Origin of the sequence: Haliea sp. E1-2-M8 (assembly GCF_030649675.1) — a bacterium.
In the GTDB taxonomy this organism is placed as follows: domain Bacteria; phylum Pseudomonadota; class Gammaproteobacteria; order Pseudomonadales; family Halieaceae; genus Haliea.
The window spans coordinates 88,352-113,093 of record NZ_JAUTDR010000001.1 but is presented as its reverse complement, the minus strand read 5'-3'; the positions used below and the strand labels follow the sequence as shown (position 1 = coordinate 113,093).

The following is a 24,742-nucleotide window of genomic DNA, read 5'->3' as shown; positions in this document are numbered from 1 at the left end:
ACCCGCTAGAGCTTCCGCAGTCGAGCCAGCCGGGCGGCGAGTTCGTCCCGCCCCATGGCGTTCAGCCGGGCAATATTTGCCTGCGGGATCTTTTCCGGCTCGGGCCAGGCAGTCAGCGCCCTCTCCACCATGTCCTCCCGCAGCAGGTGGATAACCGGTAGCGGCGCGCGATTACTGTAGTGGCTGGCGGCATTGGGCGGCTCACCGGCGAACTGGTAGTCCGGGTGGAAGCTGGCCAGCTGGATCACGCCCTCAAGGCCCGCCGCCTCCAACAAGGCGTTGGCATGGTCGAGAAAGTCCAGGTAGTCGTCGAACTCGGCGAGGCCGCCGGTGAAGGCAAGCAGCGTGGTGGCAATTTCCTCGGCGCCGGTGCCCTGCAACAGGTCCAGCTCCCGCAGCAACTGTTCCTGCATGCACTGCCGCCCCTGCTCGCTGTCATCCGCCGCACACACCGCGACGCGCAAACCCGGCCCCTGCAGCAGGGGCCGGGCGAAGGGGCACAGGTTCAGGCCGACCACACTGCTTTCCAGCCAGGCCAGCAGCTGGCGCTCGGCCCGGGCGGCGCTGAGCGGCACCCCGCTGATCGCAGCCCGGCTCATGGCAGCCCCGACCGATGGCGGCCCACTGATCGCAGCCCGCTCAGGGCAGGATCGCCGGCAGCGCCTTCTGCAGCTCGATCTTGGCCCTGGTGGCATCGCCGGTCAGGGCGAAACCCAGCAGGTCACCGGCACCGTTGCGGAACTCGGCGCGCACATTGACGCCATCGGCCTCGATCTGCCACTCGCCCGCCGCGCCGATGGCAGGCGGTGCCACCACCACCGGACAGGCCGGCGTCTTGATCGTCACCGGCATGGGCGGGTAGACCACCTCGGTGGGTTCGCCAGCCAGGGTCTTGCCCAGTGCCCGGGAGGCCGCTACCAGCGGCGCCACGTAGACCAGCACCTGGCCGGCCACTTCGGCGCAATCGCCCAGCGCATAGACATTGGCAGCGCTGGTTTCCAGCAGGCGGTTGGTGACAATACCGCGATTGACCTCGATCCCGGCGGCCTTCGCCAGATCCACGCGCGGGCGCACGCCCACTGCCGATACCACCAGGTCCGCGGCGATGGTCACGTCATTGTTGAGGCTGACCGCAACGCCCTGCTCGGCGCGGTTTACCGCCGTCACCAGCGGGCCGAAGTGGAACTTGGCACCCTTCTCTTCCAATGCGGCCTGCACCGCCTTGCCGGCCGCTTCGGGCAGCAGGGTGGGCAGGCAGTAGCCCAGCGGATCCACCGCTTCCACCTCGAAGCCGCCGTTCAGGAGATCGTTGGTGAATTCGCAGCCGATCAGCCCGCCGCCGATGATGCAGACCTTGCGCACCTTGTGCCGGGTCATCGCGGTGCGGAAATCGTCGTAGTCCAGCAGGTCATTGACCGAGTAGACCAGCTCCAGCCCGTCGCCCGCAATAGGCGGCTGAATGGTCTGGGCGCCGAGTGCCAGCACCAGCTTGCCGTAGTGGATCGCTGTTTTCGCGTCCCCCACCCGGATGACCTGCTGCGCAGTGTCGATGTCGCTGACCCGGGTCATGGTCCAGACGCTGGCCTTGAGCTGCTTGGCCATGGAGCCGGCATCGAGCTGGGCCAGGTCGTCGGCACTGGTTTCCTTGGTATAGCCGGTGGACAGCATGGGCTTGGAGTAGGAGCGACCGTCATCAGAGCTGATCAGGATCAGCGGGGTTTCGCTATCGTGCTTGCGGAACTCCTTGGCCACGCCGTAGCCGGCGAGGCCCGTGCCGACGATAACAACCGGCGCATGCACCTTGTCGGCCACCGGTTCATCATGGTGGGGCGTTTCGTCAACGGGGGTCTCCTCGATCAGCTCGAAATCTTCCTTGCCGACCCCGCAATCCGGACACAGCCAGTCCTCGGGCACGTCTTCCCACTTGGTGCCCGGCGCAATGCCATCGTCCGGCCAACCCTCTTTTTCGTCGTAGACCAGGCCACAGACAATGCATTCCCACTTGCTCATAAGGACTCTCACTCCAGTCAATTGTGCGGGCCGCCGCTGCCGCTATCCTCGAAAGTTGCCGGGGCAGAAGTGGCCGAATTTCGAGCGCAACACTATAGAGTTGTATGAAAAATGTGCAAGGGCTTTGCGGCGCAGGCGCAGCGGAACCGGGCGCTGGTTCAACACCCTTGCATGGGGCCGGGTATGGGCGCGAGTTATCGTTGGCAAGCATGGCCTCCAGCGGGCACACTTTCCGGGCCGGGATTGCCGGCCATTTCACTGAAGCTGCAAGGATCCGAACATGACCCGATTGCTTTTCCTGGTACTGGCCACGTTGGCGGCCGGCCCCGCGTTGGCACTGAATATCCTGCTCACCAACGATGACGGCTGGCAGGCGCCCGGTATCCAGAGCGCCTACAAGGCGCTGACCGCTGCGGGACACAAGGTAACCCTGGTGGCACCGCTGTCCGACCAGAGCGGCCGCGGCGGCGCCATGAACACCGACGTCGGCAGCTATGTCGCGGTGAACCGCGTGGCTGACAACATGTGGTCGGTGGCTGGCACTCCCTCCGATTCCGTGCGCGCCGGCCTGCAGGTCATCCTCCGCGATAACCCACCGGATATTGTGATCAGCGGCAGCAACTTCGGCCAGAACCTGGCGCGGGCCGCGGCCCACCAGTCCGGTACGGTGAATGCCGCACTGCAGGCGGCATTTCTGGGCTACCCCGCCATCGCCATCAGCGTAGGCCTGCGTTTCGATGAGTTTGACGCCAAACCTCAGCGTTTCCCTTCCACCATCGCCACCTTCGGGCCGGCTGGGAAGCTGCTCACCGCCATGCTGGAGCAGCTGCAACAGGCCAGCCCCGAGCGGCTGTTGCCTGCGGGGCTCGCCCTGAACGTCAACGTGCCCGCGGGCTGGCAACCTGAACGGGGTCTGCGCCTGGCGCCCCTTTCCACCGCCAGCCACGTGGATATGCACTGGCGTGTCGGCGAACGGCCCTTTGACGAAGATGGGGGTGAACTGCTGATCGACGCGGTGGTCGGTGGCCACGGCCATGCGGGGGACGACGCGCACCTGTTCGAGCAGGGTTATGTCACGGTCACGCCCATCGACGGCAGCGCCGACACCTGGGTGCCGGTGCCCGGCCTGGCGGGTGCCCTGGAGTATCGCCCGGACAACTGAGGCGCGGCTAGGGCAACCCCAGAATCTCCGCGGCCTGGCTGGGCGTGGCCACCGGGCGGCCACTGCCCTGACACAGGGCCACGGCTTCCCGCACCAGCTCAACATTTGAGGGCTGGCGATCACCGTGGAAAAATTCCAGCCCGACATGCAGGTGTCCCCCTCGCTCCAGCGCGGCAGCCGCCACTTCGGAGCGGCCGGCGTCGCCGCCTACCACTGAGACTGCCCAGGGGATGGGGCAATCGCCAAGGATGTCGAGATATATCTCCAAGGCCTTGATAGTTGGCGGCATACCGAAAGGTGCGCCGAACAGGCCGTGTTCGGTGGAGAAATAGAATTTGAGCATGGCCCCGTCCGGGACACGCCCCTTGTTGCGGAACGCCAGTACCGTGCGCAGAAAGCCGGGCTCATAGATGGCGAAGCTCGGGCCCAACCGGTGCTGCGCGTGGATATCCAGAGCCCGGCCGATCACCTCATAGCTGTTGGCATAGACGATCCCCTCGGGACCGCGCTCGCCCATGCCACCGAGATTGATCGAGCCCGGGTCACAGATACCGATCCGCAGACCGCCGCGACTGGCCAGCACCGCCAGGTGTTCGTAACTCACCCCGTTGTCGTCGTAGTCCACGGTGGGGTAGATCAGCGCGTCGGGGCGAGCAGCTAAAACTGCTGCCCAGCCCGCCAGGTAGGCATCCGCCGAGGCCTCGGCGCCCTGGCCGAACACCGTGGTGTGGTTGTGGACCACCGCCGCCCCCGCCTCGATACAGGCGAGGGCGTCGCGGGCAACCTCCTCCGGGGTGATGGGCACCCGGGGATTCTGCTCCCTGCTGGTCACGCCGTTGATGGCTACCTCGATGATGACCGGGTGTGACTGGTCAGACATGCTACTGCTCCTTGAATGCTCGTCCCGAGGCCTCCTGTCACTGAGCCTCGGCCGCCTCCATCTCGCTGGCTCTGCGGGCGGCTTCTTCGTCCACGAATTCATTGAGCTGCTTTTCAAACGCCGGAAGCTGCCCCGGATTGGTCGGCACCCTGGGCTTTCCCTCGCGCGAGCTGTCCAATGCGCGGTCCGGGTACGCGGCGTTGCCGCCGCCCAGCTGTTTCTGGACCAGGAGGCCAACGATCAGCAGCGTTACCAATACGGCAATCAATCTCATCGCGTTTTTACCTGTTTAGCTGTTGGCGGAGCGCGCCGGAAACCAGCGGGCGCGCTTTATGGTCCAGCGTACTGTAGCCAAGAAGCGGGATTCGATCCAGATAACAAGTTGCGCCGCAGCCCCCGTACCGGTTGCAAGCCCGGCTGGCCCTGGCTCAACGCCCTTGCATGCAGCCGGGTCCTGGCGCATGCTCCCGCCTTTGGATAAATCGAGAGACCCGCGTTGTGCCCGCCAACCCGCCGGCAAGCGGCGACCGCGACCCCCGCTGGCGCCCAGAGCAACAGTTTACAGCCCTTGAGCTGCCCGCGGCCTGTCGCCGCTGGCTGCTGGACAACGATTCGCTGACTGCCCGCCTGATTGCGCTCGACGCCGGCGAGTTCAGTGTGCGCCGGCTGTACCAGGGCTGGCAGGTGCCACTGCCCTCCGAGCAAACCCTGCTGCAAGTGCCGCCCCGGCAGCGCGCGCTGATCCGGGAGGTGCTGTTGCGGCTGAATGAACGCGCCGTGGTGTTCGCCCGCAGTGTATTTCCCATCAGCAGCCTGAGCGGTGAACTGGCGCACCTGCGCAAACTGCAGAACCGCTCCCTCGGCGCCATCCTGTTCCGCTTTCCGGGCATGCAGCGCAGCCCGTTTGAGCTGGCCCGAATCACCGGTGACAGCGCCTATATGGCGCCATGGATACACCAGCAGGAGGATGCCTGGGCGCGACGCTCCTGTTTCGATATCGGTGGCAAGCGCCTGCTGGTCAGCGAAGTCTTCCTCCAGGGCTTCACCCCCTGGGACGCCGCGCTGCCGCTGCACCGCAGCCAGCGCGGCAAGGTCAGCGCTGCAATCGGCGGCGGAAAGCAGTAAGCTTGCTGCTTGTTCCCCGGCCGCTCCAGATCATGCGTCAACGCGTCACCATCACCGCCCTGCTGCAACTCATGCGCATCGACAAGCCAATCGGCACCCTGCTGCTGCTGTGGCCGACCCTGTGGGCCCTGTGGATAGCCGCGGGGGGTGTACCGGATACAAAGCTGCTGCTGATTTTTGTGTTCGGGACTTTCCTGATGCGCTCCGCCGGCTGCATCGTCAACGACCTGGCAGACCGGCACTGGGACGGCAGCGTTGAGCGCACCCGCACCCGTCCGTTGGTGACGGGCGAAGTCACCGTCACCCAGGCCCGCATCCTGTTCCTGCTGCTGTGCCTGGCGGCCTTTGGCCTGGTACTGCTGACCAATACCCTGACCATCGTGTTGTCCGTGGGTGGCCTCCTGCTGGCATCCACCTACCCGTTCATGAAGCGCTTTACCTACTGGCCGCAGGTGGTCCTGGGGGCGGCATTTTCCTGGGCGATACCCATGGCCTTTGCCGCCCAGCAGGGCGAACTGCCCAGCGCCCTGTGGTTGCTGTACCTCGGCAACCTGCTGTGGACCATGGTCTTTGACACCCAGTATGCGATGGTGGACCGGGATGACGACCTCCGGGCGGGCATCAAGTCCACTGCCATACTCTTCGGCGACGCCGACCGAGCGGTGCTGGGGGCCATGCAGCTACTGTGCCTGCTGGCCCTGTTCCTCGCCGGCCAACGCTTCGGCCTGGGCGGGATCTATTATCTCAGTCTGGTTGCAGTCGCGCTGCTGTTCGGTTATCACCAGTACCTGATACGCAGCCGGGACCGGGATGCCTGTTTCAGGGCGTTCCGCCACAACAACTGGGTGGGACTGGTCATCTTCATGGGTATTGCCCTGCATTACGCCTTCAACGGTCACTGACAAGCTCATGGCCGCAACCGATACCGCGGGCTTGCCCGTCGCCGAGTTTATCGACTCCCTCGCTGCGGTCAGCGCCTCCGAGTGGGATGCGGTGGCCGCCACCGATTACCCGTTCCTGCGCCACGCCTTCCTGCTGGGCATGGAGCAGACCGCCTGTACCACTGCCGCGACCGGCTGGCAGCCCTGCCATCTGCTGCTGCGCCAGGGCGGGAGGCTGGTGGCGCTGCTGCCCCTGTACCTGAAATCCCACTCCTACGGCGAATATGTTTTCGACTGGTCCTGGGCGGATGCCTGGCAGCGCAGCGGCCTGAGCTATTACCCCAAACTGGTGTCGGCGATCCCCTTCACCCCCGCCACCGGGCCGCGCCTGTGCGTGGCCGCGGGCCTCGACAGCAGCACCATGTGGGACTACGCCCTGGCCGCCATTCGCAGTTTCGCGAGCGCCCGGGGTATTTCTTCCTGGCACCTGCTGTTTCCCGACGAGGATACTTCGGCCCTCCTGCTCGCCGCCGGGCTGCCCCAGCGCATGACGACCCAGTTCCACTGGTTCAATGAGGGCTACGCCAGTTTTGAGGACTTCCTCGGTACCTTCGCCAGTCGCAAGCGCAAGAACCTGCGCCGGGAGCGGGAGCGGGTCAGCCAACAGGGTCTGCAGCTGCAGCTCCTGCAGGGCGCCGAGATCACCCGGGCACACTGGCAGCAGTTTCACCATTTTTACCAGCTGACCTACGCCAGGCGCAGTGGCCACGGTGGCTACCTGACCCGCGACTTCTTCCTGCAGACTGCACCGTCACTGGGGGAGCAGGTCATCATGGTGGTCGCAGAGCATGCGGGACGGCCTGTGGCCGCCGCCCTCTACTTTCGCTCCGACAGTACCCTGTTCGGGCGCTACTGGGGCTGTATCGAGGATTTCGACTGTCTGCACTTCGAGGCCTGCTACTACCAGGGTATCGAATACTGCATCCGCGAGGGCCTGCAACGATTTGACCCGGGCGCCCAGGGCGAACACAAGATCCAGCGCGGCTTCCGACCGGTGCAGACCTTCTCCAATCACTGGATTGCCGACCCGCAGCTGGCGGCGGCGGTCGCCGATTTTACCCGCCGCGAGCGGCCGCACATCGAGGCCTACCGGCAGGAGGCCGCCACCCTGCTGCCCTTCCGCCAGGACAGCTGAGCACCGGCGCGCCGCCGTCAGTGCATATCGAAGTCGGCGAAATCCGGCGCGCGCATGTGCCACCAGTAATACAGCGTCGACCGGGGCCAGTTGTTGACCACCTTGCCGGCGGCATTCTTGTACCAGCTATCGCAATTGGCCACCCATACGGTTCCCGCCAGGTCACCCTGCAGGTGGTCGTTGTAGGCGCGCATGACCGCCGGGTTCACCGCCAGCGAGCGCAGCTCGTGCGCCAGCAGCTTGTCGATGCAGGCGGCAACGTAATTCACCTGCCGCTCGACCATGAAAATGATGGAATTGCTGCCCAGGTTGGTGTTGGGCCCGTAGAGCATGAACAGATTCGGAAAGCCGGCAACGCAAACGCCGCGATAGGCCTCGGCGCCGTCGGCCCAGGCCTGCTCCAGGCGGCGCCCGCCGGCGCCGGTGAAGTCTACCCCTGACAGCAGCGCCGAGGCGTTGAACCCGGTGCCATAGATAATCACATCGACCGGCCGCGCCTGACCGTCCTCCGCAACCACGCCCTCCCCGTCGATGGCGCTGATCGGTGCGGTCACCAGTTCCACATTGTCGCGGGCGAAAGCCTGGTAATAGTCGTCCGCCACCAGGATGCGTTTGCAGCCCACCGGATAGTCCGGGGTCAGCTTGCGGCGCAGCTCCGGGTCCCGGATATGCTCCTCCAGGTGTTCCCGGGCCCACTTTTCCCACAGCGGCCGCAGCAGCCGACTGTTGCGCAGCACCGGGTAGAACAGCAGCTCCCCGCGGAGGTAGACCCCGGCCCGATGCAGCTTCTGTAGCCAGGGCCAGCGCGCGAAACGGCTTCTCTCGGCTTCGGTGTAGTCGCTGTCGTTACGCTTGACCACATAGTTCGCGCTGCGCTGGTACACATACAGCTGTGCCGCCTGCGCGGCGACGTGGGGAATGAACTGCAGGGCGCTGGCGGCGTTGCCGATCACCGCCACCCGCTTGCCGGTGAGATCGATATCGTGGCGCCAGCGCGCGGAGTGGAAAGACTCGCCGCGAAAGGAATCAGCGCCGGCAAACGCCGGTGTGTTGGGCATATTGAGCTGGCCGAGGCCGCTGACCACAGCCCTGGCGCGCAGCTGTTCGCCGGATTCCAGCGTCACCTCCCACTCCCCGGCGCTCTCGTCAAAGCGCGCCGAGCGCACCGCGGTCGACAGACGCAGGCGCTCGCGCAAACCGTACTTGTCGGCGCAATGCTCGAAGTAGGCGCGGATTTCGTCGTGCGGGGAATACTTGCGGGACCAGTTCGGGTTGGGCTCGAAGGAGTAGCTGTAGAGCACCGAGGGAACATCGCAACAGGCACCCGGATAGGTATTGTCGTACCAGGTGCCGCCGACGCCGGCAGACTTCTCCAGAATGACAAAATCGTTGATGCCCATGGCCTGCAGGCGAATACCCATGCACAGGCCGGACATGCCCGCGCCGATAATGATGACCTGGTGAGTCGGAATGTCGTCGTTCATGCAATGTCCTTGTTATCGTTGTTGGAGACAGCGGACCGCGCTTCAGGCAGCGGGTGCCTTGCGGGTAAACACCGGCTCCAGGGGGCCGGATTCCCGGCGATTGTAACGGTAGCCGTCGACGCTGAAGTGCTGCAGGCCCTCGGCGTCGTTGAGCTGGTTCTGGATAATGAAGCGCGCCATCTGACCCCGGGCCTTCTTGGCGTAGAAGCTGATGACCTTGTACTTGCCGTTTTTCAGATCCCGGAACTGCGGCGTGATGATAGCGGCGTCCAGCGCGCGGGGCTGCACAGCCTTGAAGTACTCGATGGAGGCGAGATTGACCAGAACCCGGCTGCCGCTCTTGCCCAGTTGGGTATTGATGGCTCGGGTGATCTCCGCGCCCCAGAACTGGTACAGATTGCTGCCACCGCGGTTGGCGAACTTGAGCCCCATTTCCAGACGGTAGGGCTGCATCAGGTCCAGCGGCCGCAGCAGGCCATACAGGCCGGAGAGAATTCGCAGATGGCGCTGGGCAAAATCCAGCTCTGCCTTGTCCAGGCTGTTCGCATCCAGGCCGCTATAGACATCACCGCGAAAGGCGAGGACCGCCTGCTTGGCGTTGTCCAGGCTGAAGGGCGTGGCCCAGTTGTGGAAACGGCGATAGTTGAGGTCGGCGATGGCCTCGCTGACACCCATGAGTTCGCGGATGGCGGCCGGGTCCAGTTTACGTGCATCTTCCACCAGCGCCGTGGACTGCTCAAGGAAGCGGGGTTGGGTGCTTTTGCGGGTGGTGGGAGGCGTGTCGAAATCGAGCGTCTTCGCCGGCGAGATCAGTGTAAGCATGGGATTGTGTCCATCGTGGGCATCATCAGGCCGCCGCGAAGGCTGCCGCAGCTTGCGCCTGACTACAGGCCCTATGATACCCTGCACCGGTTTGATCAAAAAGACCAATAACTGATGGCCCTGCTACCGCTCACCGTACGCACCATAGACCGCTTTACCGATGTCTGCGGCAGGCTCCTGGCCTGGCTGCTGCTGGCGATGGCGCTGCTGACTACCGCGGTGGTAGTGCTGCGCTACGGTTTCGATACCGGCTCCATCATGGCCCAGGAAGCCATTATTTACCTGCACGGCTGCGTATTCATGCTGGGCGCAGCCTATACGCTGCAACACGACGGCCACGTGCGGGTGGATATTTTCTACCGGAAGTTCTCGCCCCGCGGCCAGGCCTGGATCAACGCCGTCGGCGGCATCGTATTCCTGATGCCACTGTGCGGAGTTATTCTGGTCTCCAGCTGGGACTACGTGGCAGCATCCTGGATCATCCGCGAAAGCTCCGCCGAGGCCGGCGGCGTGCCAGCAGTATTCCTGCTGAAGAGCCTGCTGCCGCTATTGGCCTTGAACCTGTTCCTGCAGGCCCTGGCGGAAACCCTGCGCAATGCGGCCATCCTGGTCGGGGGCCAGGATTGATGGACGGCTACATCGCCCTGTACCTGTTCGCCGCCATCTGCCTGTTGCTGATGCTGGGCTACCCGGTGGCCTTCACCCTGGCCGGCACGGCGCTGGCTTTTGCCGCGGTGGGTGTTATCGCCGGGCATTTCGACCCGGCTTTCCTGGCGGCGCTGCCGGCGCGGATATTCGGCACCATCAACAACGACACCCTGGTCGCGGTGCCGCTGTTCATCATGATGGGGGTAATCCTGGAGAAGTCCCGGATTGCCGAACAGCTTCTGGGCACCATGTCCCGCAGTTTTGGCGCCCTCCGCGGTGGCCTGGGCATCGCGGTTATTCTGGTGGGGATGCTGTTGGCGGCGAGCACCGGCATTGTCGGCGCCACGGTAGTGACCATGGGCCTGCTATCCCTGCCGAGCATGCTCAAGGGTGGCTACAGCCCATCCCTGGCGGCGGGCACCATCTGCGCCACCGGAACCCTGGGGCAGATCATCCCGCCTTCAATCGCCCTGGTGCTGCTGGGTGATGTGCTCTCCAACGCCTACCAGCAGGCGCAGCTGAGCATGGGGATTTTCAACCCGAAGACGGTTTCGGTCGGCGACCTGTTTGTGGGCGCATTGATCCCGGGGCTGTTGCTGGTACTGCTGTACCTTGCCTATGTGCTCGGAATTGCCCGCGTCCGGCCGCATCTGGCACCCAATGTCGAAACCGAGCCGGTGGCCCTGCCCGAGCTGATGGGCAGCCTGGTGCCGCCACTGCTCCTGATCGCCGTGGTATTGGGCTCCATCCTCGCCGGTGCCGCTACCCCCACCGAGGCCGCCGGGGTCGGCGCGGTGGGCGCCTTGCTGCTGGCCCTGGCCAAGCGAGAGATGCCCCTGGCGCGGCTGCGGGAGGCGCTGATCGACACCATGAAGGTGACCTGCATGGTGTTCATGATCCTGATCGGTGCCGCGGTATTTTCCCTGGTGTTCCGCGGCTTCGGTGGCGAGGACCTGATCCACCACTGGTTCGAACAGATGCCCGGCGGTGTTCTCGGCGCCACGATGGTGGTGATGCTGGTGATCTTCCTGCTCGGGTTCATTCTCGACTTTATCGAGATCACCTTTGTGGTGGTGCCAATCGTCGGCCCGGTATTGCTGATGATGGGTCTGGACCCGATCTGGCTGGGGATCATGATCGCGATCAATCTGCAGACCTCCTTTCTCACCCCGCCCTTTGGTTTCGCCCTGTTCTACCTGCGTGGGGTAGCGCCACCCGAGCTGCGTACCAGCGCTATCTACCGGGGGGTGATTCCCTTTATAATCATCCAGTTGCTGGTGTTGGCGGCCCTCTGGATATGGCCCGCCCTGGCAACCTGGCTACCCGCTGCTGTGAGGTAATGGCATCCCATGAACGACATCGACTCCGCTCCCATGCCCCAAGGCGACCTCGCGCTGCAGGTCGTTGCCATGCCCCGCGACACCAACGCCAGTGGCGACATCTACGGTGGCTGGCTGGTCTCGCAGATGGATATGGCAGGATCAGTGACCGCAACCGACGTGGCGGGGGGCCGTGTCGCCACCGTGGCGATCGAGGGCATGGCCTTCCTCACGCCGGTGCACGTCGGCGCCGTTGTGACCTGCTATTGCGATGTGCTGGAAGTCGGCCGCAGCTCGGTGCGCATCGTGGTAGAGGTTTGGATCAACTCCAAGCACGACGGCGACCCGATAAAAGTCACTGAAGGGGAATTCGTGTTCGTCGCGATCGACGAGAAGGGCAGGACCCGCGCTATCAGCGGCTAGTACCCTCAAGGTACTAGTCCCGGTCCAGCACCTCGTCCCGGGCATTGATATAGGACTGCTCGGAAATATGGTGGTAGGCCCGCACCCCCTCGTAGAATTCAATGAATGAGGCGTAGACCTTCGCCGCCATGGGATCCGCCGCCACCAGGTCCTTCATGGCCTGCTCGCCAGCCCGGTGAAAGGCCTGCAACACATCATCCGGCAGCCGCCGCAACTGTACCCCGTGATTCTCCACCAGCTGCTGCAGGGCCGCGTTGTTGCGCGCGGTGAACTCGTCGAGCATGTCCTGGTTGGCGGCGCGGGCCGCTGTGGTGACGATGGCCTGCAGGTCCGGTGGCAGGGCCTCGTAGGAGTCCTTGTTGATGATCAACTCGAGCATGGCGCCGGGTTCGTGCCAGCCCGGATAGTAGTAGTACTTGGCTACCTCGTACAGGCCCAGGGCCAGGTCGTTGTAGGGCCCCACCCACTCGGCGGCGTCGATCACCCCGGTCTGCAGCGAGGTATACAGCTCGCCCCCGGAAATACGCACCGAGCTCCCTCCGGCGGCGGTGAATACCTCACCGGCAAGCCCGGGGATGCGCATCTTCAGACCCTGGATGTCCGCCAGGGAGTTGATTTCCTTGCGGAACCAGCCCGCCATCTGCACCCCGGAATTACCCCCGGCAAAGGGGATGATATTGGAGGGGGCATAGGCCTCACGCCACAGTTCCAGGCCGCCGCCGTAATGCAGCCAGGCGTTGATCTCCTGGGCGGTCATGCCGAAGGGGATGGCGGTAAAGAATACCGAGGAAGGAATCTTGCCTTTCCAGTAGTAGGAGGCCCCGTGGCCGGCGTCCGCCACACCCTGGCGCACCGCATCGAATACCTCGAAGGCCGGGACCATCTCGCCCGCGCCGTAGACCCGCGCCGTCAGGCGGCCGTTGCTCATCTCGCCCACCATGCGGGCAAAGTTCTCCGGCCCGGAGCCCAGCCCCGGCAGGTTCTTGGGCCAGGTGGTGACGATCTTCCAGGTGTAGCGGGCCTGGTTGCCGCTGCCAGCCTGCACTCCGTCGCGCCCCGCCAGGGCGCCTATGCCCCCGCTCCGTTCGCTGGCCCAGAGGGCGATGACCAGCACCAAAGCGGCCAGCAAAAGCAGGATGATAGCGGGGGTGTAGCGACGTTCGAAGGGGGATGCGGCCATGATTATTCTGCTTGGCGGTGGAAAATCAATTTATTGCAAGTGGCAGCAGTCTACCCCGGGGGGGTAGGGTTGGCCAGCGGCGCTACCCGGCGCGGGGCCGCCCAGCGGGATGCCGCCCAGCGGGATGCCGCCCAGCGGGATGCCGCCCGACTACAGCAGCTGCAACTTCGCATACTGCAGCACCAGCCACTTGCTGCCCTCGAAGTCGAAGTTGACCTCCACCCGCGCATTGTTGCCACGGCCTTCAAAGTTGAGCACCACGCCCTCGCCGAAGACCTGGTGGTAGACCCGCTGGCCCAGGGCAATGCCGGTATCCGGCACCGCGGCCTGGGACAGACTGCTCACCGGGCGGCTGATTGCGGTATGCAAGCGCACTTCCCGCAGCAGCTCCGCGGGAATCTCGCGGATAAAGCGCGACGGGGTGTTGTAGCTCTCGCTGCCGTGGATCCGGCGGGACTCGGCGTAGGTGATGACCAGCCGCTGCATGGCACGGGTGATGCCGACGTAGGCCAGGCGCCGCTCCTCCTCCAGCCGGCCCGGCTCCTCCAGGGACATGCGGTGGGGGAACAGGTTTTCCTCCATTCCGGCGAGGAATACCAGCGGGAATTCCAGGCCCTTGGCCGAGTGCAGGGTCATCAGCTGTACGCTGTCCTCAAAGTCCTCGGCCTGGGTGTCGCCCGCATCCAGGGCGGCATTGTCGAGAAACTGCTGCAGCGGCGACAATTCCTCTCCCTCAGGGCTGAACTGCTTGGCGGCGCTGACCAGTTCCTCCAGGTTCTCCACCCGGGCCTGACCCTTCTCTCCTTTCTCGTTGCGGTGGAAGTCCACCAGGCCGGAGCCCTCCAGCACGTGCTCAACCAGCTCTTCCAGGGCGAGCTCATCGGTGCCGGAGTCGAGTTCGTTGATCAGGACCTGGAAACCCTCCAGCGCGCTCAGGGCGCGGGCCGGCAACCGCTTCTCCTCGCGCGCGGCATTGATCGCAGCCCACAGGGGTATGCCGCGTTCCCGGGCCAGCTCGCGCAGGGTCTCGAGGGTCTTGCTACCGATACCCCGCGGTGGTGTATTGATGACACGCTCAATGGCAGCGTCGTCTCCCCGGTTAGTAAGTAATCGCATATAGGCCAGGGCATTGCGGATTTCCAGGCGCTCGTAGAAGCGCTGGCCGCCGTAGATGCGATAGGGAATGCCGCTGCGGATCAGCGCCTCCTCCAGCACCCGGGACTGGGCGTTGGAGCGGTAGAGGATGGCCACCGAGGCGCGTTCATTGCCCTCGTTGATCCAGGCCTCCGCCTGCTCGACGATAAAGCGGGCCTCGTCCTGCTCATTGAAGCCGGCATAGACGGCGATGGGTTCACCGGACTCACCCTCCGTCCACAGCTCCTTGCCCAGGCGGCCGAAGTTATACGCGATGACTCCGTTGGCAGCCTGCAGGATAGTCTGGGTGGAACGGTAATTCTGCTCCAGACGCACGGTGCGGGTGCCGCTGAAATCCTCGCCAAAGCGCTGGATGTTCTCGATCTTGGCCCCGCGCCAGCCGTAGATGGACTGGTCGTCGTCGCCCACCGCCACCACCGGGATGCGGTCACCCGCCAGCACCCGGAGCCAGGCGTACTGGATGGTGTTGGTGTCCTGGAACTCGTCCACCAGAATCTGGCGGAAGCGGTCGCGGTAGTGCTTCAGCACCGCCGGGCTGTGCAGCCACAACTCATGGGCGCGCAGCAGCAGCTCGGCGAAGTCCACCAGTCCGCCGCGTTCGCAGGCTGCCTCGTAGGCCCGGTAGACCTGCAGCATGGTCTGCGCGAACAGGTCCCCCGGGGGCGGATTGATATGCGCCGCGCGCAGGCCTTCGTCCTTCTGCGCATTGATGTACCACTGCGCCTGCCGCGGCGGCCAGCGGGACTCGTCCAGTTCCAGCTCCCGGCACACGCGCTTGACCAGCCGCAACTGGTCGTCGCTGTCCAGGATCTGGAAATTCTGCGGCAACTTCGCCTCTTTCCAATGCGCCTTCAGCAGACGATGGGCGAGGCCGTGAAAGGTCCCCACCCACATGCCGTGGGTGGGGATATGCAGCATCTCCTCGATGCGCGAGCGCATCTCCTTGGCCGCCTTGTTGGTGAAGGTGACCGCGAGTATGGCCCAGGGCGACACGTCCTGGGCCCGGACCAGCCAGGCAATGCGGTGCACCAGCACCCGGGTCTTGCCGCTGCCGGCACCGGCGAGCACCAGCAGGTTGGGGCTGTCATCGGCGACGGCCTCGCGCTGGGCATCGTTCAGGGGAGAGAGAATATCGGAAACATCCATTGCCACATTCTACCCAAATTCCGGCGCGGGCGAGTGAGCAATTCCGCTCTCCTGTTGTCCTATTGGTATCGTCGCAGAGCATTGGCCGCAGCCCTCTGTTAAGATTCGCGATAGCCACAGGGGCGAACCGGAGTCAAAGGATGAGCAACGACAAGCGCGACGATCAGGACCAGGACAACTCCGCGGAGAACTGGAACCCCTGGCTGGAGGACGATTCCGGCGAAGAGGATCTGCCGAGCTTCAGCCACGACAGCGACGAAGAAGAGGCCGAATTCCGCCGCTATGATGAAACCAGCGTACGCGACCCGCTGGATGAAGATGAAGATGAAGATGAAGATGAAGACGAGGATGACGGGGGCGGGGACACCGACGAGGTTGTTGATCCCGCGCCGGTTGTCCTGCCGCCGGTGAGCCCGGTCAGAACCGCGCCACCGGCCTATCGACCACAGGAAAATGCGGCATCTTCCGATGAGGAAGCGGATGACTACGACGACGCCGATTCCTGGGATGATGATGAAGAGCTGCGCGAGGACGAGTACCGGCCGACAGAGCCCGCACGTTTCACCGACACCTGGCCCATCGGGCTGATCGCGGTGGCCGCGCTGGCGCTGGTGCTGTTGGCCGCGGGGGGCTACGGGGTCATGAAGCAGCGCTCGGCCATGGAACAGGAAATTCGCGAGTTGCAGGCACAGCTGGCGCTGGCTGCGAATCCGGAAGCAATCAGCAATACCCGGGCCAGCCTGGGCAGCCTGCAGGAGGACAATCGCGAGTTGCGCACGGCCCTGACCGAGCTGCGGGATGAAAACCGCCAGCTCAGCGACACCCTGGCAGGGCTGGAGCAGCAACTCGTCGCCCAACGCGATGCCGCCGCGCGCGCCGCTCCGGCACCGGCAGCTGCAAAGCCACAACAGCCTGCAGCACAACCGGCGCCGGCCGAGCCCGCTCCGGCACCTGCCAGCAGCGGCGACTGGTTCGTCAATTTTGGCAGCTACAGCGACCGCAGCGTGGCCGAGCAGTGGTCGGCGCGCCTGAAGCCAGGCTCGGGGCAGGTGACTGTTACCGATACCCAGCAAGACGGCAGCACTTTTTATCGCGTTCGGGTTATCGGCCTGGCATCCGATAGCCAGGCGCAAACGGTCGCCAGGAAACTGGAACAGGATTACGGACTGTCCAAACTATGGGTAGGCCGGGAATAAGCAGCAATCACCCCAGCTTGGCAGCGCTCTCCGGTACTGCTAAGGTTTGTCCCACTACTTAAGGAGTACGATCATGAAAGTTGTAAATACCCTGATTGCAGCAATGGCTCTGGGCAGTTCCATGGCCATGGCGGAGTGTGTCCAGCCAGAGACCCCCAGCCTGCCCGACGGCGCCGCCGCCACCATGGACGAGATGATTGCCGGCCAGCAGGCAGTCAAGACCTTCCAGACTGAAAATCTCGAGTACATGGGCTGCCTGGAGGGCGAGTTCACTGCGGCAAAGAATGAAATCGAGGGGGGCGAGGCGGAAGACCCGAAGGCTCTGCAAGCGGCTTATGAGAAATCCATAGACGCCTACAACGAAGCCGTCTCCACCGAGGAGACCGTTGCAGGCCAGTTCAATACCGAAATCCGCGAGTTCCGGGCCGCCAATCCCAGCTGATCCCGCGCGCCGGGCTTGACCCCCGGCGTCACTCCAGCCTGATTCCCTGCGTGGCTACCGCGCTGCCTTCGCAACGTGGGTAGCCAGCGCTGTCTTGAACAACCCCTTCAGCACCTCGATATTGCCCACCCCGCCAAAATTGGGGCGCACGATAAAGGCAATGGTCCGGTGTGGACCGGGTTCATCCAGGTGCAGGGCATTGAGTTCGGAGCTGCCGGACAGCAGCTGATCCAGCGCCATCTCAGGAACCAGCGTAGAGCCCATATGCCCTGCCACCATCTGGATCAGGGTGTAGAGGCTGGCGCCCTCCAGGGTCTCATCGAGGCTGGAAGACTGCAGATGGCACACCGCCAGGGCGTGGTCCTTGAGGCAGTGGCCGTCCTTGAGCAGCATCAGGCTCAACTCGCGCAGGTCACCGGCCTTCACCCGGGTCCGCTTGCCCAGCGGACTGTCCCGGTGGGTTACCAGATACAGGTCTTCCTCCCAGAAGGGGAACGCCAACAGGCCCTCGTGACTGTAGGGCAGCGCCAGCACCGCGGAGTCCAGTTCACCCTTGCGCACCTTTTCCACCAGCACATGGGACTGTTCCTCGACAATGCTGAGGCGAAAATCCGGGTAGTCGCGCCGCACCGCAGGCAACACCTTGGGCAACAGATAGGGCCCGATGGTGGGAATGACGCCCATGCTCAGGGGATAGCTCAGGGGTTCCTTGCTGGTCTGGGCGAGGCGATAGATGTCCTCCAGCTCCACTTGTATCGCCGTTGCCCGCTCCAGGATCTTCGCGCCCGCGGGCGTTACCAGCACTTTCTTGTTGTCGCGCTCAAATAGCTGGGTCCCGAGCTGGGCTTCCAGCTCGGAAATGGCGGTGCTCAGGGCGGACTGGGAGATGGAGCACTGCTCCGCCGCCTTCTTGAAGTGGCGGGTATCCGCAACCGCGAGGGCGTAAGTGAGTTGTTTCAGTGAGATCATGGCCCATTCTACCGCAATTCAGTCGAGGCGTTCGGCTCCCGCATACACCACCTGCCTGCCCGGACGGGCGAAGCCGACCAGGGTCATGCCGCACTGCCGCGCCATAGCCACAGCTCGTGACGTGGCCGCGGACACGGCGACCAGCACCGCCATATCGGCCCTCGCGGCCTTCTGTACCAGTTCATAGCTGGCGCGGCTGGAGACCAGGGCGAATCCCGCCGGGCGCGGCCCACTTGTGGCCAGGGCGCCCACCAGCTTGTCCAGGGCATTGTGGCGGCCGACATCTTCGCGCAGCAGCAGGATTTCCCCGGCCGGGTCACACCAGGCCGCCGCATGCATGCCGCCGGTGAGGCCGCCCAGCCGCTGAAGGCCGGGTAGTGCCGCCAGGGCGCGCTGGATTGCGCGGTGGCTGATCCGGACCCCGGCCGTCACCGTCGGCAGCGGCGCGGCAAAATAGTCCAGCGACTCAACGCCGCACAGACCGCATCCCGACTGGCCCGCAAGAAACCGGCGCCGATCCTTGAGGGCGGCAAGGCGGTCGGAGGCCAGCGCAATCTGCAGCTCAATGCCCTGCTCGCAATGCCGTACCTCGATGTCATAAATCTGCCCGGGCTGGTCGACAATGCCCTCGCCGAGGCTGAAACCCAGGGCAAAGTCCTCCAGATCCAACGCCGAGGTCATCATCACCGCGTGCGAAACACAGTTGTAGACCAGCGCCACCGGGGTCTCGTCGGCCAGTGTGTCCCGGCTGGCGGACAACTCCCCCGCCCGCCAGGTGTGGATCGGGCTAGATGGCAGCTCTCCGCCACCCCTCACCGGCGCCTCAGGCTGTTCCGGCTGCATCCTGATCGGCCTCCATCGGCTCCCCACTGGCGAGGCGCTGTTGCTCCCGGTCAAACTCACTGTGCTGCCGCTGCCAGGCGGATGGCCCGGTGGCCCTGCGCACCTGCACCGCCGTTACCTTGTACTCCGGGCAGTTGGTGGCCCAGTCCGAGTTCTCCGTGGTGATAACATTGGCCCCGCTGATGGGGTGGTGAAACGTGGTATACACAACACCCGGTTGCACCCGCTCACTGAGGCTGGCGTGGAGCGAGGTTTCGCCTACCCGGCTGGCGATGCTCACCCGGTCACCCTCGGCAATACCCCGATCCTCGGCGTCGTGGGGATGGATTTCCAGAATGTCCTCCGGGTGCCAGGCGCTGTTGGCTGTGCGCCGGGTCTGGGCGCCGACGTTGTACTGGGACAGTATCCGCCCTGTAGTGAGCAACAGCGGAAAACGGCGGGTAACCTTTTCCTCTGTCGGTACGTACTCGGTAACCACAAACAGCCCCTTGCCGCGCACGAATTCGTCCACGTGCATCACCGGGGTGCCGTCGGGAGCGGCGTCATTGCAGGGCCACTGGATGGAACCCTCCTGTTCCAGCCGCTCGTAACTGACGCCCTGGAATGAAGGTGTCAGGCTGGCGATCTCGGCCATGATCTCCGCGGGATGCCGATAATCCATCGGGTAGCCGAGGGCATTGGACAGGGCCATGGTCGCCTCCCAGTCCGCCTTCCCCGCCAAAGGCGTCATTACCCGGCGCACCCGGGAGATGCGGCGCTCGGCATTGGTAAAGGTGCCGTCTTTCTCGAGGAAGGAGGCGCCCGGCAGGAACACATGGGCGAACTTGGCAGTTTCGTTGAGGAAGATGTCCTGCACGATCAGACAGTTGAGATTGCGCAGCGCCGCCTCGACGTGTTTGGTGTTCGGGTCAGACTGGGCGATGTCTTCACCCTGGCAGTACAGCGCGCGGAAATTGCCCGCCAGCGCCTCATCGAACATATTGGGGATGCGGAAACCGGGCACCGGATCCAGTTCCACCTGCCAGTTGCGCTCGAAACGGCTGCGCACGGCGTCATCGCCTATCGGCTGGTAACCGGGGAGTTCATGGGGGAAGGAGCCCATATCACAGGATCCCTGCACATTGTTCTGTCCGCGCAGAGGATTCACGCCCACCCCTTCGCGCCCGATATTGCCGGTGAGCATCGCCAGGTTGGCGATCCCCATGACCATGGTCGACCCCTGGCTGTGCTCGGTGACCCCGAGGCCGTAGTAGATGGCGCCATTGCCGCCGCTGGCATACAGCCGCGCCGCGGCCCGCAGGGCATCGGCGTCAATGCCGGTTACCGCAGCTATCTGTTCGGGGGCATGCCGGGAGTCGCGGATGAACTCCAGCCAGTCCCCGAACGCTACCGGGTCACAGCGCTGCTCGATGAACTCCCGGTCCTCCAGACCTTCGCTGACGATGACATGGGCCATGGCATTGATAAACGCCACGTTGGTGCCCGGGCGCAGCGGCAAATGGTAGTCGGCGCGAACGTGGGGTGACTCCACCAGGTCGATGCGGCGGGGGTCGACCACGATCAACCGGGCGCCGTCGCGCAGACGCCGCTTGAGGCGGGAGGCGAACACCGGATGGCCATCCGTGGGGTTGGCGCCGATCACCATCACCACATCGGCCCGGTCCACGGAATCAAAATTCTGGGTACCGGCGGATTCGCCGAGGGTCCTCTTGAGACCATAGCCGGTGGGCGAGTGACAGACTCGGGCACATGTGTCGACATTGTTGTTGCCGAAGGCCGCGCGCACCATCTTCTGCACCAGGTAGGTCTCTTCGTTGGTGCAGCGCGACGAGGTAATGCCGCCGATGCTGTTGCGCCCGTGCTGCTGCTGAACCTCGCGCAGGCGCCTGGCGGCAAAGGTGATCGCCTCCTCCCAGGACACCACCTGCCAGGGCTGGTCGATGGCGTCGCGGATCATCGGCGCGGTGACGCGGTCCGGGTGGGTGGCGTAACCGAAGGCGAAACGCCCCTTCACGCAGGCGTGGCCGCGATTGGCACCGCCGTCCTTCCAGGGCAGCATGTTGACCACCTGCTCGCCCTGCATCTCCGCCCTGAAGCCACAGCCGACACCGCAATAGGCGCAGGTGGTTACCACCGCATGCTCGGGCTGACCCCGCTCGATAATGCTGTTTTCCATCAGGGTCGCGGTGGGACAGTGCTGCACGCACGCGCCACAGGACACGCAGTCCGAGTCCATGAAGGACTGCTCCACCCCCGCCGCCACCCGGGAGTCAAAACCGCGGCCGGCGATGGTCAGGGCGAAGGTGCCCTGCACCTCCTCACAGGCGCGCACACAGCGGGAACAGACGATGCACTTCGCCGGGTCAAAAGTGAAATAGGGGTTGGAGTGATCCTTCTCTGCCTGCAGGTGGCTTTCCCCGCCTTCGGGATAGCGGACCTCGCGCAAACCGACGGCGCCCGCCATGTCCTGCAGTTCGCAGTTGCCATTGGCGGCACAGGTCAGGCAGTCGAGAGGATGATCAGAGATGTATAGCTCCATCACATTGCGCCGCAGGCGTGCCAGTTTGCCGTTCTGGGTGGTGACAGCCATGCCCGCCTCCACCTGCGTGGTACAGGAGGCCGGGTAGCCCTTGCGACCGTCGATCTCCACCAGGCACAGGCGGCAGGAACCGAAGGCATCCAGGGCATCGGTGGCACAGAGCTTGGGGATGTTGATCCCCGCCAGCGCGGCCGCGCGCAGGACCGAGGTGCCCTGCGGAACCGCGACCGCGCGCCCGTCGATGGTCAGCTCCACGGTTGCCAGCGCAGCGTAGCCCTCGTTGTACTCGGGCAGGGGCGCGGGGGTACCGTAATCCCGTTCCGGTTCGTAAATGTGCAGCATCAGACCGACTCCCGGGAATCGTCTGACTCCCTCTCAGCAGTAAAATCTTCCGGGAAATGCCGGACGGCGCTCAGTACCGGGTAGGGCGTCATGCCCCCCATGGCACAGAGGGAGCCGTCGGTCATGGTTTCGCAAAGCTCCTCCAGCAGCGCCAGGTTCCCCTCCGGGTCTGCTGCCAGCTGGTCGATTACCTCGACACCGCGAATACTGCCGATACGGCAGGGAGTACACTTGCCACAGGACTCCTCGGCGCAAAACTCCATGGCGAAGCGCGCCTGCTCGCGCAGGTCCACGCTGTCGTCAAAGGCGACGATACCGCCGTGGCCGAGCATCGCTCCCATGGCGGCGAAGGCCTCATAGTCCAGCGGCGTATCCCACTGCGCTTCCGGCAAATAGGCGCCCAGCGGGCCCCCCACCTGCACCGCCCGCAGCGGCCGCCCACTGCGGCTACCACCGCCGAAGTCATACAGCAGTTCGCGCAGGGTGGCGCCGAAGGCCAGTTCCACCAAACCGCCGCGGGCTATGTTCCCCGCCAGCTGGAAGGGCAGCGTACCCCGGGAGCGGCCCATACCGAAATCCCGGTAGAAGGCCCCGCCGCGCTCGAGAATGACGGGGACCGTGGCCAGTGAGATCACGTTGTTGACCACCGTGGGCTGGCCAAACAGGCCCTGGATCGCCGGCAGGGGCGGCTTCACGCGGACCATGCCGCGGCGGCCTTCCAGGCTCTCCAGCAGCGCGGTTTCCTCGCCGCAGATATAGGCCCCGGCGCCGATCCGCAGCTCCAGCTCAAAACGGTGGCCGGAACCGCCTATGCGCTCTCCCAGGTAGCCAGCCTCGCGCAGGGCATTCATGGCCTGTTGCAGCATGCGACCGGCCCGGGGATATTCTTCCCGCAGGTAGATATAGCCCCGGGTGGCGCCCACCGCCAGGCCGGCGATGATCATGCCCTCCAGCAGGCTCATGGGGTCGCCCTCCATCAGCATGCGGTCAGAATAGGTACCGGAATCCCCCTCGTCCGCATTGCACACGATGTATTTCTGCGCGGCGTCCGTGTTCAGTACCGTCTGCCACTTGATCCCGGTAGGAAAGGCGGCACCGCCTCTCCCCCGCAGCCCGGATTCGGTGATTTCGTCGACGATGGCCTGGGGCGTCATGCCCAGGGCGTGCCCTAGCCCGGCGAGGCCACCGTGGGCGCGGTAGCTGGCCACCGACAGTGGGTCCACCAGACCCTGGCGGGCGAAGGTCAGGCGCTGCTGCTGTTTCAGGAAGGGGATATCCTCGACCGGGCCGAGACACTGCGGGGGCCGGGTGCTACCCGCCAGCATGCCGTCGTCCAGCAGCTGCGGGATGTCCTCAAGCTGTACCGGGCCATAGGCAATGCGCTTCCCCCCGGCGTCGATTTCCAGCAGGGGCTCCAGCCAGAAGGCGCCGCGGGAGCCGTTGCGGACGATGGCCACTTCGAGGCCGCGATCTCGGCACTCACTCGCCAGCCGCTGCGCCACCCGGTCGGCCCCCAGGGAGGCGGCGGTGGTATCGCCGGGTATATAGAGCGTGATCGCGCTCACGTCAGCGTACCTCCACAACCTGGCTGCGCAGGGCAGCCAACAGGGCGGATAATTTCGCGGCATCCATCAGGCCGTGAATCTCGTCATTGACCCGTACCGCCGGGGAACAGGCGCAGTTGCCCAGGCAATACACCGGCTCCAGGGTGATGCAGCGGTCGGCCGTGGTCTGGTGGTAGTCAATGCCGAGCTGCGCCCTGGCTTCGGCTTCCAGCGCCCGGGCTCCAACCGCCTGGCAGGACTCGGCGCGGCAGATCTGCACAATGTGCTGCCCCGGCAGCTGGCGGCGGAAGTGGTGGTAGAAGCTGACCACACCGTGTACCTCGGCGCGGGAGAGGTTCAGCACCTCGGCGATAATCGGTATTGCGGCCTCGGGGATAAAGCCGAGAGCGTCCTGTACTGCGTGCAGAATTGGCAGCAGGGCACCGGGAAGGTCCCTCTGGCCGTCGGCGATGTTGCGAACCCTTTCGGCTATATATGCAGCGTTTTCCACCTATTACTCCTTTTGCCCCCGGGATGTTGCCTGGTATTTGAAGCGGCGCTGGCCCCCGAGGGCAAGCGCAAGCTTTTCGGGCTCGACGCGCTGCAATCCTAGGGACGGCACGCGCGCATGTAAACCTGGCGCATCTCGCCGCGTTCACAGACGTCACAGCTGGCGCGCCAGTTGTCGATGAAATGCACTGCCTGATCCGCACCCAACAGCGCCGTCAGCGGTTGCCGCAGCGGCCCGGTGAGCGCCTCGTATTCGCGGCGCACAGCGGCGCGATACCAGGCAGAGGCATCCATCACCTGTACGTCACCAAAGCCCGCCTCAGTCAGCAGCGCCGCCTGGCCGGCGGCGGTTTCCATGGCGTAGGTAAGGCCCTCCAGTTTCAACCACCGGCGCATCGCATCACTGTAGCCATCCCCGCTGCGCATCCAGTCATAACAGCGCAGCTTCCCGCCGGGCCGCAGGACCCGGTAGCATTCGCGGAACATGCCGAGCTTGTCCTCTACCTGGGTAAACGCTCCGGTACTGATCACCACGTCGAAGCTCCCGTCGGCAAAGCAGAGCGGCCCCGGCTGCACCGTGAGGAAAGTGGCACGATCGGCGACACCCAGGCGCTCGGCCCGGGACCGGGAGCGGCGCACGAGGTGATGCTCGAGATCTGTGCCGACGACCCTGGCGCCATGGCGCTCCGCGAGCAGGCACGCCGGCATGCCCTGGCCACAGCCAATATCGAGCAGCCGCTGGTCCGCGAGAGCCAGACCCGCTACGAGCTTCTCCACGTGCCCCACTCCGCCCGGCGCCATGAAACCCTCGCCCCAGATCAGGTTCATGGCCGCGAGCATGGCCGTATCGTATTCATCGCGGTGACTCATGCTTGCCAGTAAAGCACAGCGGCGAATGTTTTTCCCTGTTGGCGCCGTCCCTGTGAG

23 protein-coding genes are annotated in these 24,742 nt (G+C 64.7%); 9 read left to right on the top strand and 14 right to left on the bottom strand.

What is annotated here, in order from left to right:
* Positions 1-5: 5 nt before the first annotated feature.
* Together Q6D67_RS00485 and Q6D67_RS00480 are read right to left on the bottom strand one after the other, a co-directional pair.
* Positions 6-599 carry a DUF1415 domain-containing protein gene (locus Q6D67_RS00485; RefSeq protein ID WP_304703549.1) on the bottom strand — a complete coding sequence of 198 codons (594 nt, stop codon included), beginning with the start codon at positions 597-599 and terminating at the stop codon, positions 6-8.
* Positions 600-639: 40 nt separating this feature from the next.
* Positions 640-2,010: an FAD-dependent oxidoreductase gene (locus Q6D67_RS00480; RefSeq protein ID WP_304703548.1), complete on the bottom strand. Its 1,371-nt coding sequence runs from the start codon at positions 2,008-2,010 to the stop codon at positions 640-642.
* A 280-nt stretch (positions 2,011-2,290) separates the two neighbouring features.
* Between Q6D67_RS00480 and surE the strand changes: the two genes are divergently transcribed.
* Positions 2,291-3,172 (top strand): 5'/3'-nucleotidase SurE, encoded by an 882-nt coding sequence (surE, locus tag Q6D67_RS00475; protein ID WP_304703546.1) that lies wholly within the window; start codon positions 2,291-2,293, stop codon positions 3,170-3,172.
* 7 nt (positions 3,173-3,179) lie between these two features.
* On the opposite strand, the gene Q6D67_RS00470 is transcribed toward surE, so the two are convergent.
* Positions 3,180-4,052, bottom strand: a complete 873-nt coding sequence (locus Q6D67_RS00470; protein ID WP_304703545.1) for a 3-keto-5-aminohexanoate cleavage protein — start codon at positions 4,050-4,052, stop codon at positions 3,180-3,182.
* A gap of 37 nt (positions 4,053-4,089) precedes the next feature.
* Positions 4,090-4,326, bottom strand: coding sequence for a hypothetical protein (locus tag Q6D67_RS00465; protein WP_304703543.1), 237 nt, complete (start codon positions 4,324-4,326; stop codon positions 4,090-4,092).
* A 224-nt stretch (positions 4,327-4,550) separates the two neighbouring features.
* Here Q6D67_RS00465 and Q6D67_RS00460 point away from each other — a divergent pair, with 224 nt between their 5' ends.
* Genes Q6D67_RS00460 through Q6D67_RS00450 form a run of 3 tightly spaced genes read left to right on the top strand, consistent with a single transcriptional unit; the run spans position 4,551 to position 7,253 of the window.
* Positions 4,551-5,177 carry a chorismate lyase gene (locus tag Q6D67_RS00460; RefSeq protein WP_304703541.1) on the top strand — a complete coding sequence of 209 codons (627 nt, stop codon included), beginning with the start codon at positions 4,551-4,553 and terminating at the stop codon, positions 5,175-5,177.
* Positions 5,178-5,209: 32 nt separating this feature from the next.
* A complete protein-coding gene (gene ubiA, locus Q6D67_RS00455) occupies positions 5,210-6,079 on the top strand; it encodes a 4-hydroxybenzoate octaprenyltransferase (protein WP_304703798.1) in 870 nt (289 codons plus the stop codon).
* Positions 6,080-6,086: 7 nt separating this feature from the next.
* Positions 6,087-7,253, top strand: coding sequence for a GNAT family N-acetyltransferase (locus tag Q6D67_RS00450; protein WP_304703539.1), 1,167 nt, complete (start codon positions 6,087-6,089; stop codon positions 7,251-7,253).
* Between the two features lie 17 nt (positions 7,254-7,270).
* Here Q6D67_RS00450 and Q6D67_RS00445 read toward each other — a convergent pair whose 3' ends face one another.
* Both Q6D67_RS00445 and yaaA read right to left on the bottom strand, forming a co-directional pair.
* Positions 7,271-8,737, bottom strand: a complete 1,467-nt coding sequence (locus tag Q6D67_RS00445; RefSeq protein ID WP_304703538.1) for an NAD(P)/FAD-dependent oxidoreductase — start codon at positions 8,735-8,737, stop codon at positions 7,271-7,273.
* Between the two features lie 42 nt (positions 8,738-8,779).
* Positions 8,780-9,559 (bottom strand): peroxide stress protein YaaA, encoded by a 780-nt coding sequence (yaaA, locus tag Q6D67_RS00440; RefSeq protein ID WP_304703536.1) that lies wholly within the window; start codon positions 9,557-9,559, stop codon positions 8,780-8,782.
* 114 nt (positions 9,560-9,673) lie between these two features.
* Here yaaA and Q6D67_RS00435 point away from each other — a divergent pair, with 114 nt between their 5' ends.
* Genes Q6D67_RS00435 through Q6D67_RS00425 form a run of 3 tightly spaced genes read left to right on the top strand, consistent with a single transcriptional unit; the run spans position 9,674 to position 11,949 of the window.
* Complete coding sequence (locus tag Q6D67_RS00435) at positions 9,674-10,186, top strand: TRAP transporter small permease subunit (protein ID WP_304703534.1); 513 nt, start codon at positions 9,674-9,676, stop codon at positions 10,184-10,186.
* Positions 10,186-11,547 carry a TRAP transporter large permease subunit gene (locus tag Q6D67_RS00430; RefSeq protein WP_304703533.1) on the top strand — a complete coding sequence of 454 codons (1,362 nt, stop codon included), beginning with the start codon at positions 10,186-10,188 and terminating at the stop codon, positions 11,545-11,547. Before Q6D67_RS00435 ends, Q6D67_RS00430 begins: the two co-directional genes overlap by 1 nt.
* A gap of 9 nt (positions 11,548-11,556) precedes the next feature.
* The gene (locus Q6D67_RS00425) at positions 11,557-11,949 is read left to right on the top strand and encodes an acyl-CoA thioesterase (RefSeq protein WP_304703531.1); all 393 of its coding nucleotides are present in this window, start codon (positions 11,557-11,559) and stop codon (positions 11,947-11,949) included.
* Positions 11,950-11,962: 13 nt separating this feature from the next.
* On the opposite strand, the gene Q6D67_RS00420 is transcribed toward Q6D67_RS00425, so the two are convergent.
* Both Q6D67_RS00420 and uvrD read right to left on the bottom strand, forming a co-directional pair.
* The gene (locus Q6D67_RS00420; RefSeq protein ID WP_304703529.1) at positions 11,963-13,129 is read right to left on the bottom strand and encodes a TRAP transporter substrate-binding protein; all 1,167 of its coding nucleotides are present in this window, start codon (positions 13,127-13,129) and stop codon (positions 11,963-11,965) included.
* Between the two features lie 150 nt (positions 13,130-13,279).
* Complete coding sequence (gene uvrD, locus Q6D67_RS00415) at positions 13,280-15,430, bottom strand: DNA helicase II (protein WP_304703527.1); 2,151 nt, start codon at positions 15,428-15,430, stop codon at positions 13,280-13,282.
* A 140-nt stretch (positions 15,431-15,570) separates the two neighbouring features.
* Between uvrD and Q6D67_RS00410 the strand changes: the two genes are divergently transcribed.
* On the top strand, positions 15,571-16,626 hold the full coding sequence (locus tag Q6D67_RS00410) for an SPOR domain-containing protein (protein ID WP_304703525.1): 1,056 nt from the start codon (positions 15,571-15,573) through the stop codon (positions 16,624-16,626).
* Positions 16,627-16,699: 73 nt separating this feature from the next.
* Positions 16,700-17,068, top strand: a complete 369-nt coding sequence (locus Q6D67_RS00405; protein WP_304703524.1) for a hypothetical protein — start codon at positions 16,700-16,702, stop codon at positions 17,066-17,068.
* A 54-nt stretch (positions 17,069-17,122) separates the two neighbouring features.
* Here Q6D67_RS00405 and Q6D67_RS00400 read toward each other — a convergent pair whose 3' ends face one another.
* The 6 genes from Q6D67_RS00400 to Q6D67_RS00375 form a co-directional block, all read right to left on the bottom strand.
* Positions 17,123-18,037 (bottom strand): hydrogen peroxide-inducible genes activator, encoded by a 915-nt coding sequence (locus Q6D67_RS00400; RefSeq protein ID WP_304703522.1) that lies wholly within the window; start codon positions 18,035-18,037, stop codon positions 17,123-17,125.
* An 18-nt stretch (positions 18,038-18,055) separates the two neighbouring features.
* Complete coding sequence (gene fdhD / locus Q6D67_RS00395) at positions 18,056-18,880, bottom strand: formate dehydrogenase accessory sulfurtransferase FdhD (RefSeq protein ID WP_304703521.1); 825 nt, start codon at positions 18,878-18,880, stop codon at positions 18,056-18,058.
* Positions 18,861-21,761: a formate dehydrogenase subunit alpha gene (gene fdhF, locus Q6D67_RS00390; RefSeq protein WP_304703520.1), complete on the bottom strand. Its 2,901-nt coding sequence runs from the start codon at positions 21,759-21,761 to the stop codon at positions 18,861-18,863. The genes fdhD and fdhF overlap by 20 nt, the downstream gene beginning before the upstream one ends.
* Positions 21,761-23,326 (bottom strand): NADH-quinone oxidoreductase subunit NuoF, encoded by a 1,566-nt coding sequence (locus Q6D67_RS00385; RefSeq protein WP_304703518.1) that lies wholly within the window; start codon positions 23,324-23,326, stop codon positions 21,761-21,763. Before Q6D67_RS00385 ends, fdhF begins: the two co-directional genes overlap by 1 nt.
* A gap of 1 nt (position 23,327) precedes the next feature.
* Positions 23,328-23,816, bottom strand: a complete 489-nt coding sequence (locus Q6D67_RS00380; protein WP_304703516.1) for a formate dehydrogenase subunit gamma — start codon at positions 23,814-23,816, stop codon at positions 23,328-23,330.
* 98 nt (positions 23,817-23,914) lie between these two features.
* A complete protein-coding gene (locus tag Q6D67_RS00375; protein WP_304703514.1) occupies positions 23,915-24,685 on the bottom strand; it encodes a class I SAM-dependent methyltransferase in 771 nt (256 codons plus the stop codon).
* Positions 24,686-24,742: the final 57 nt, after the last annotated feature.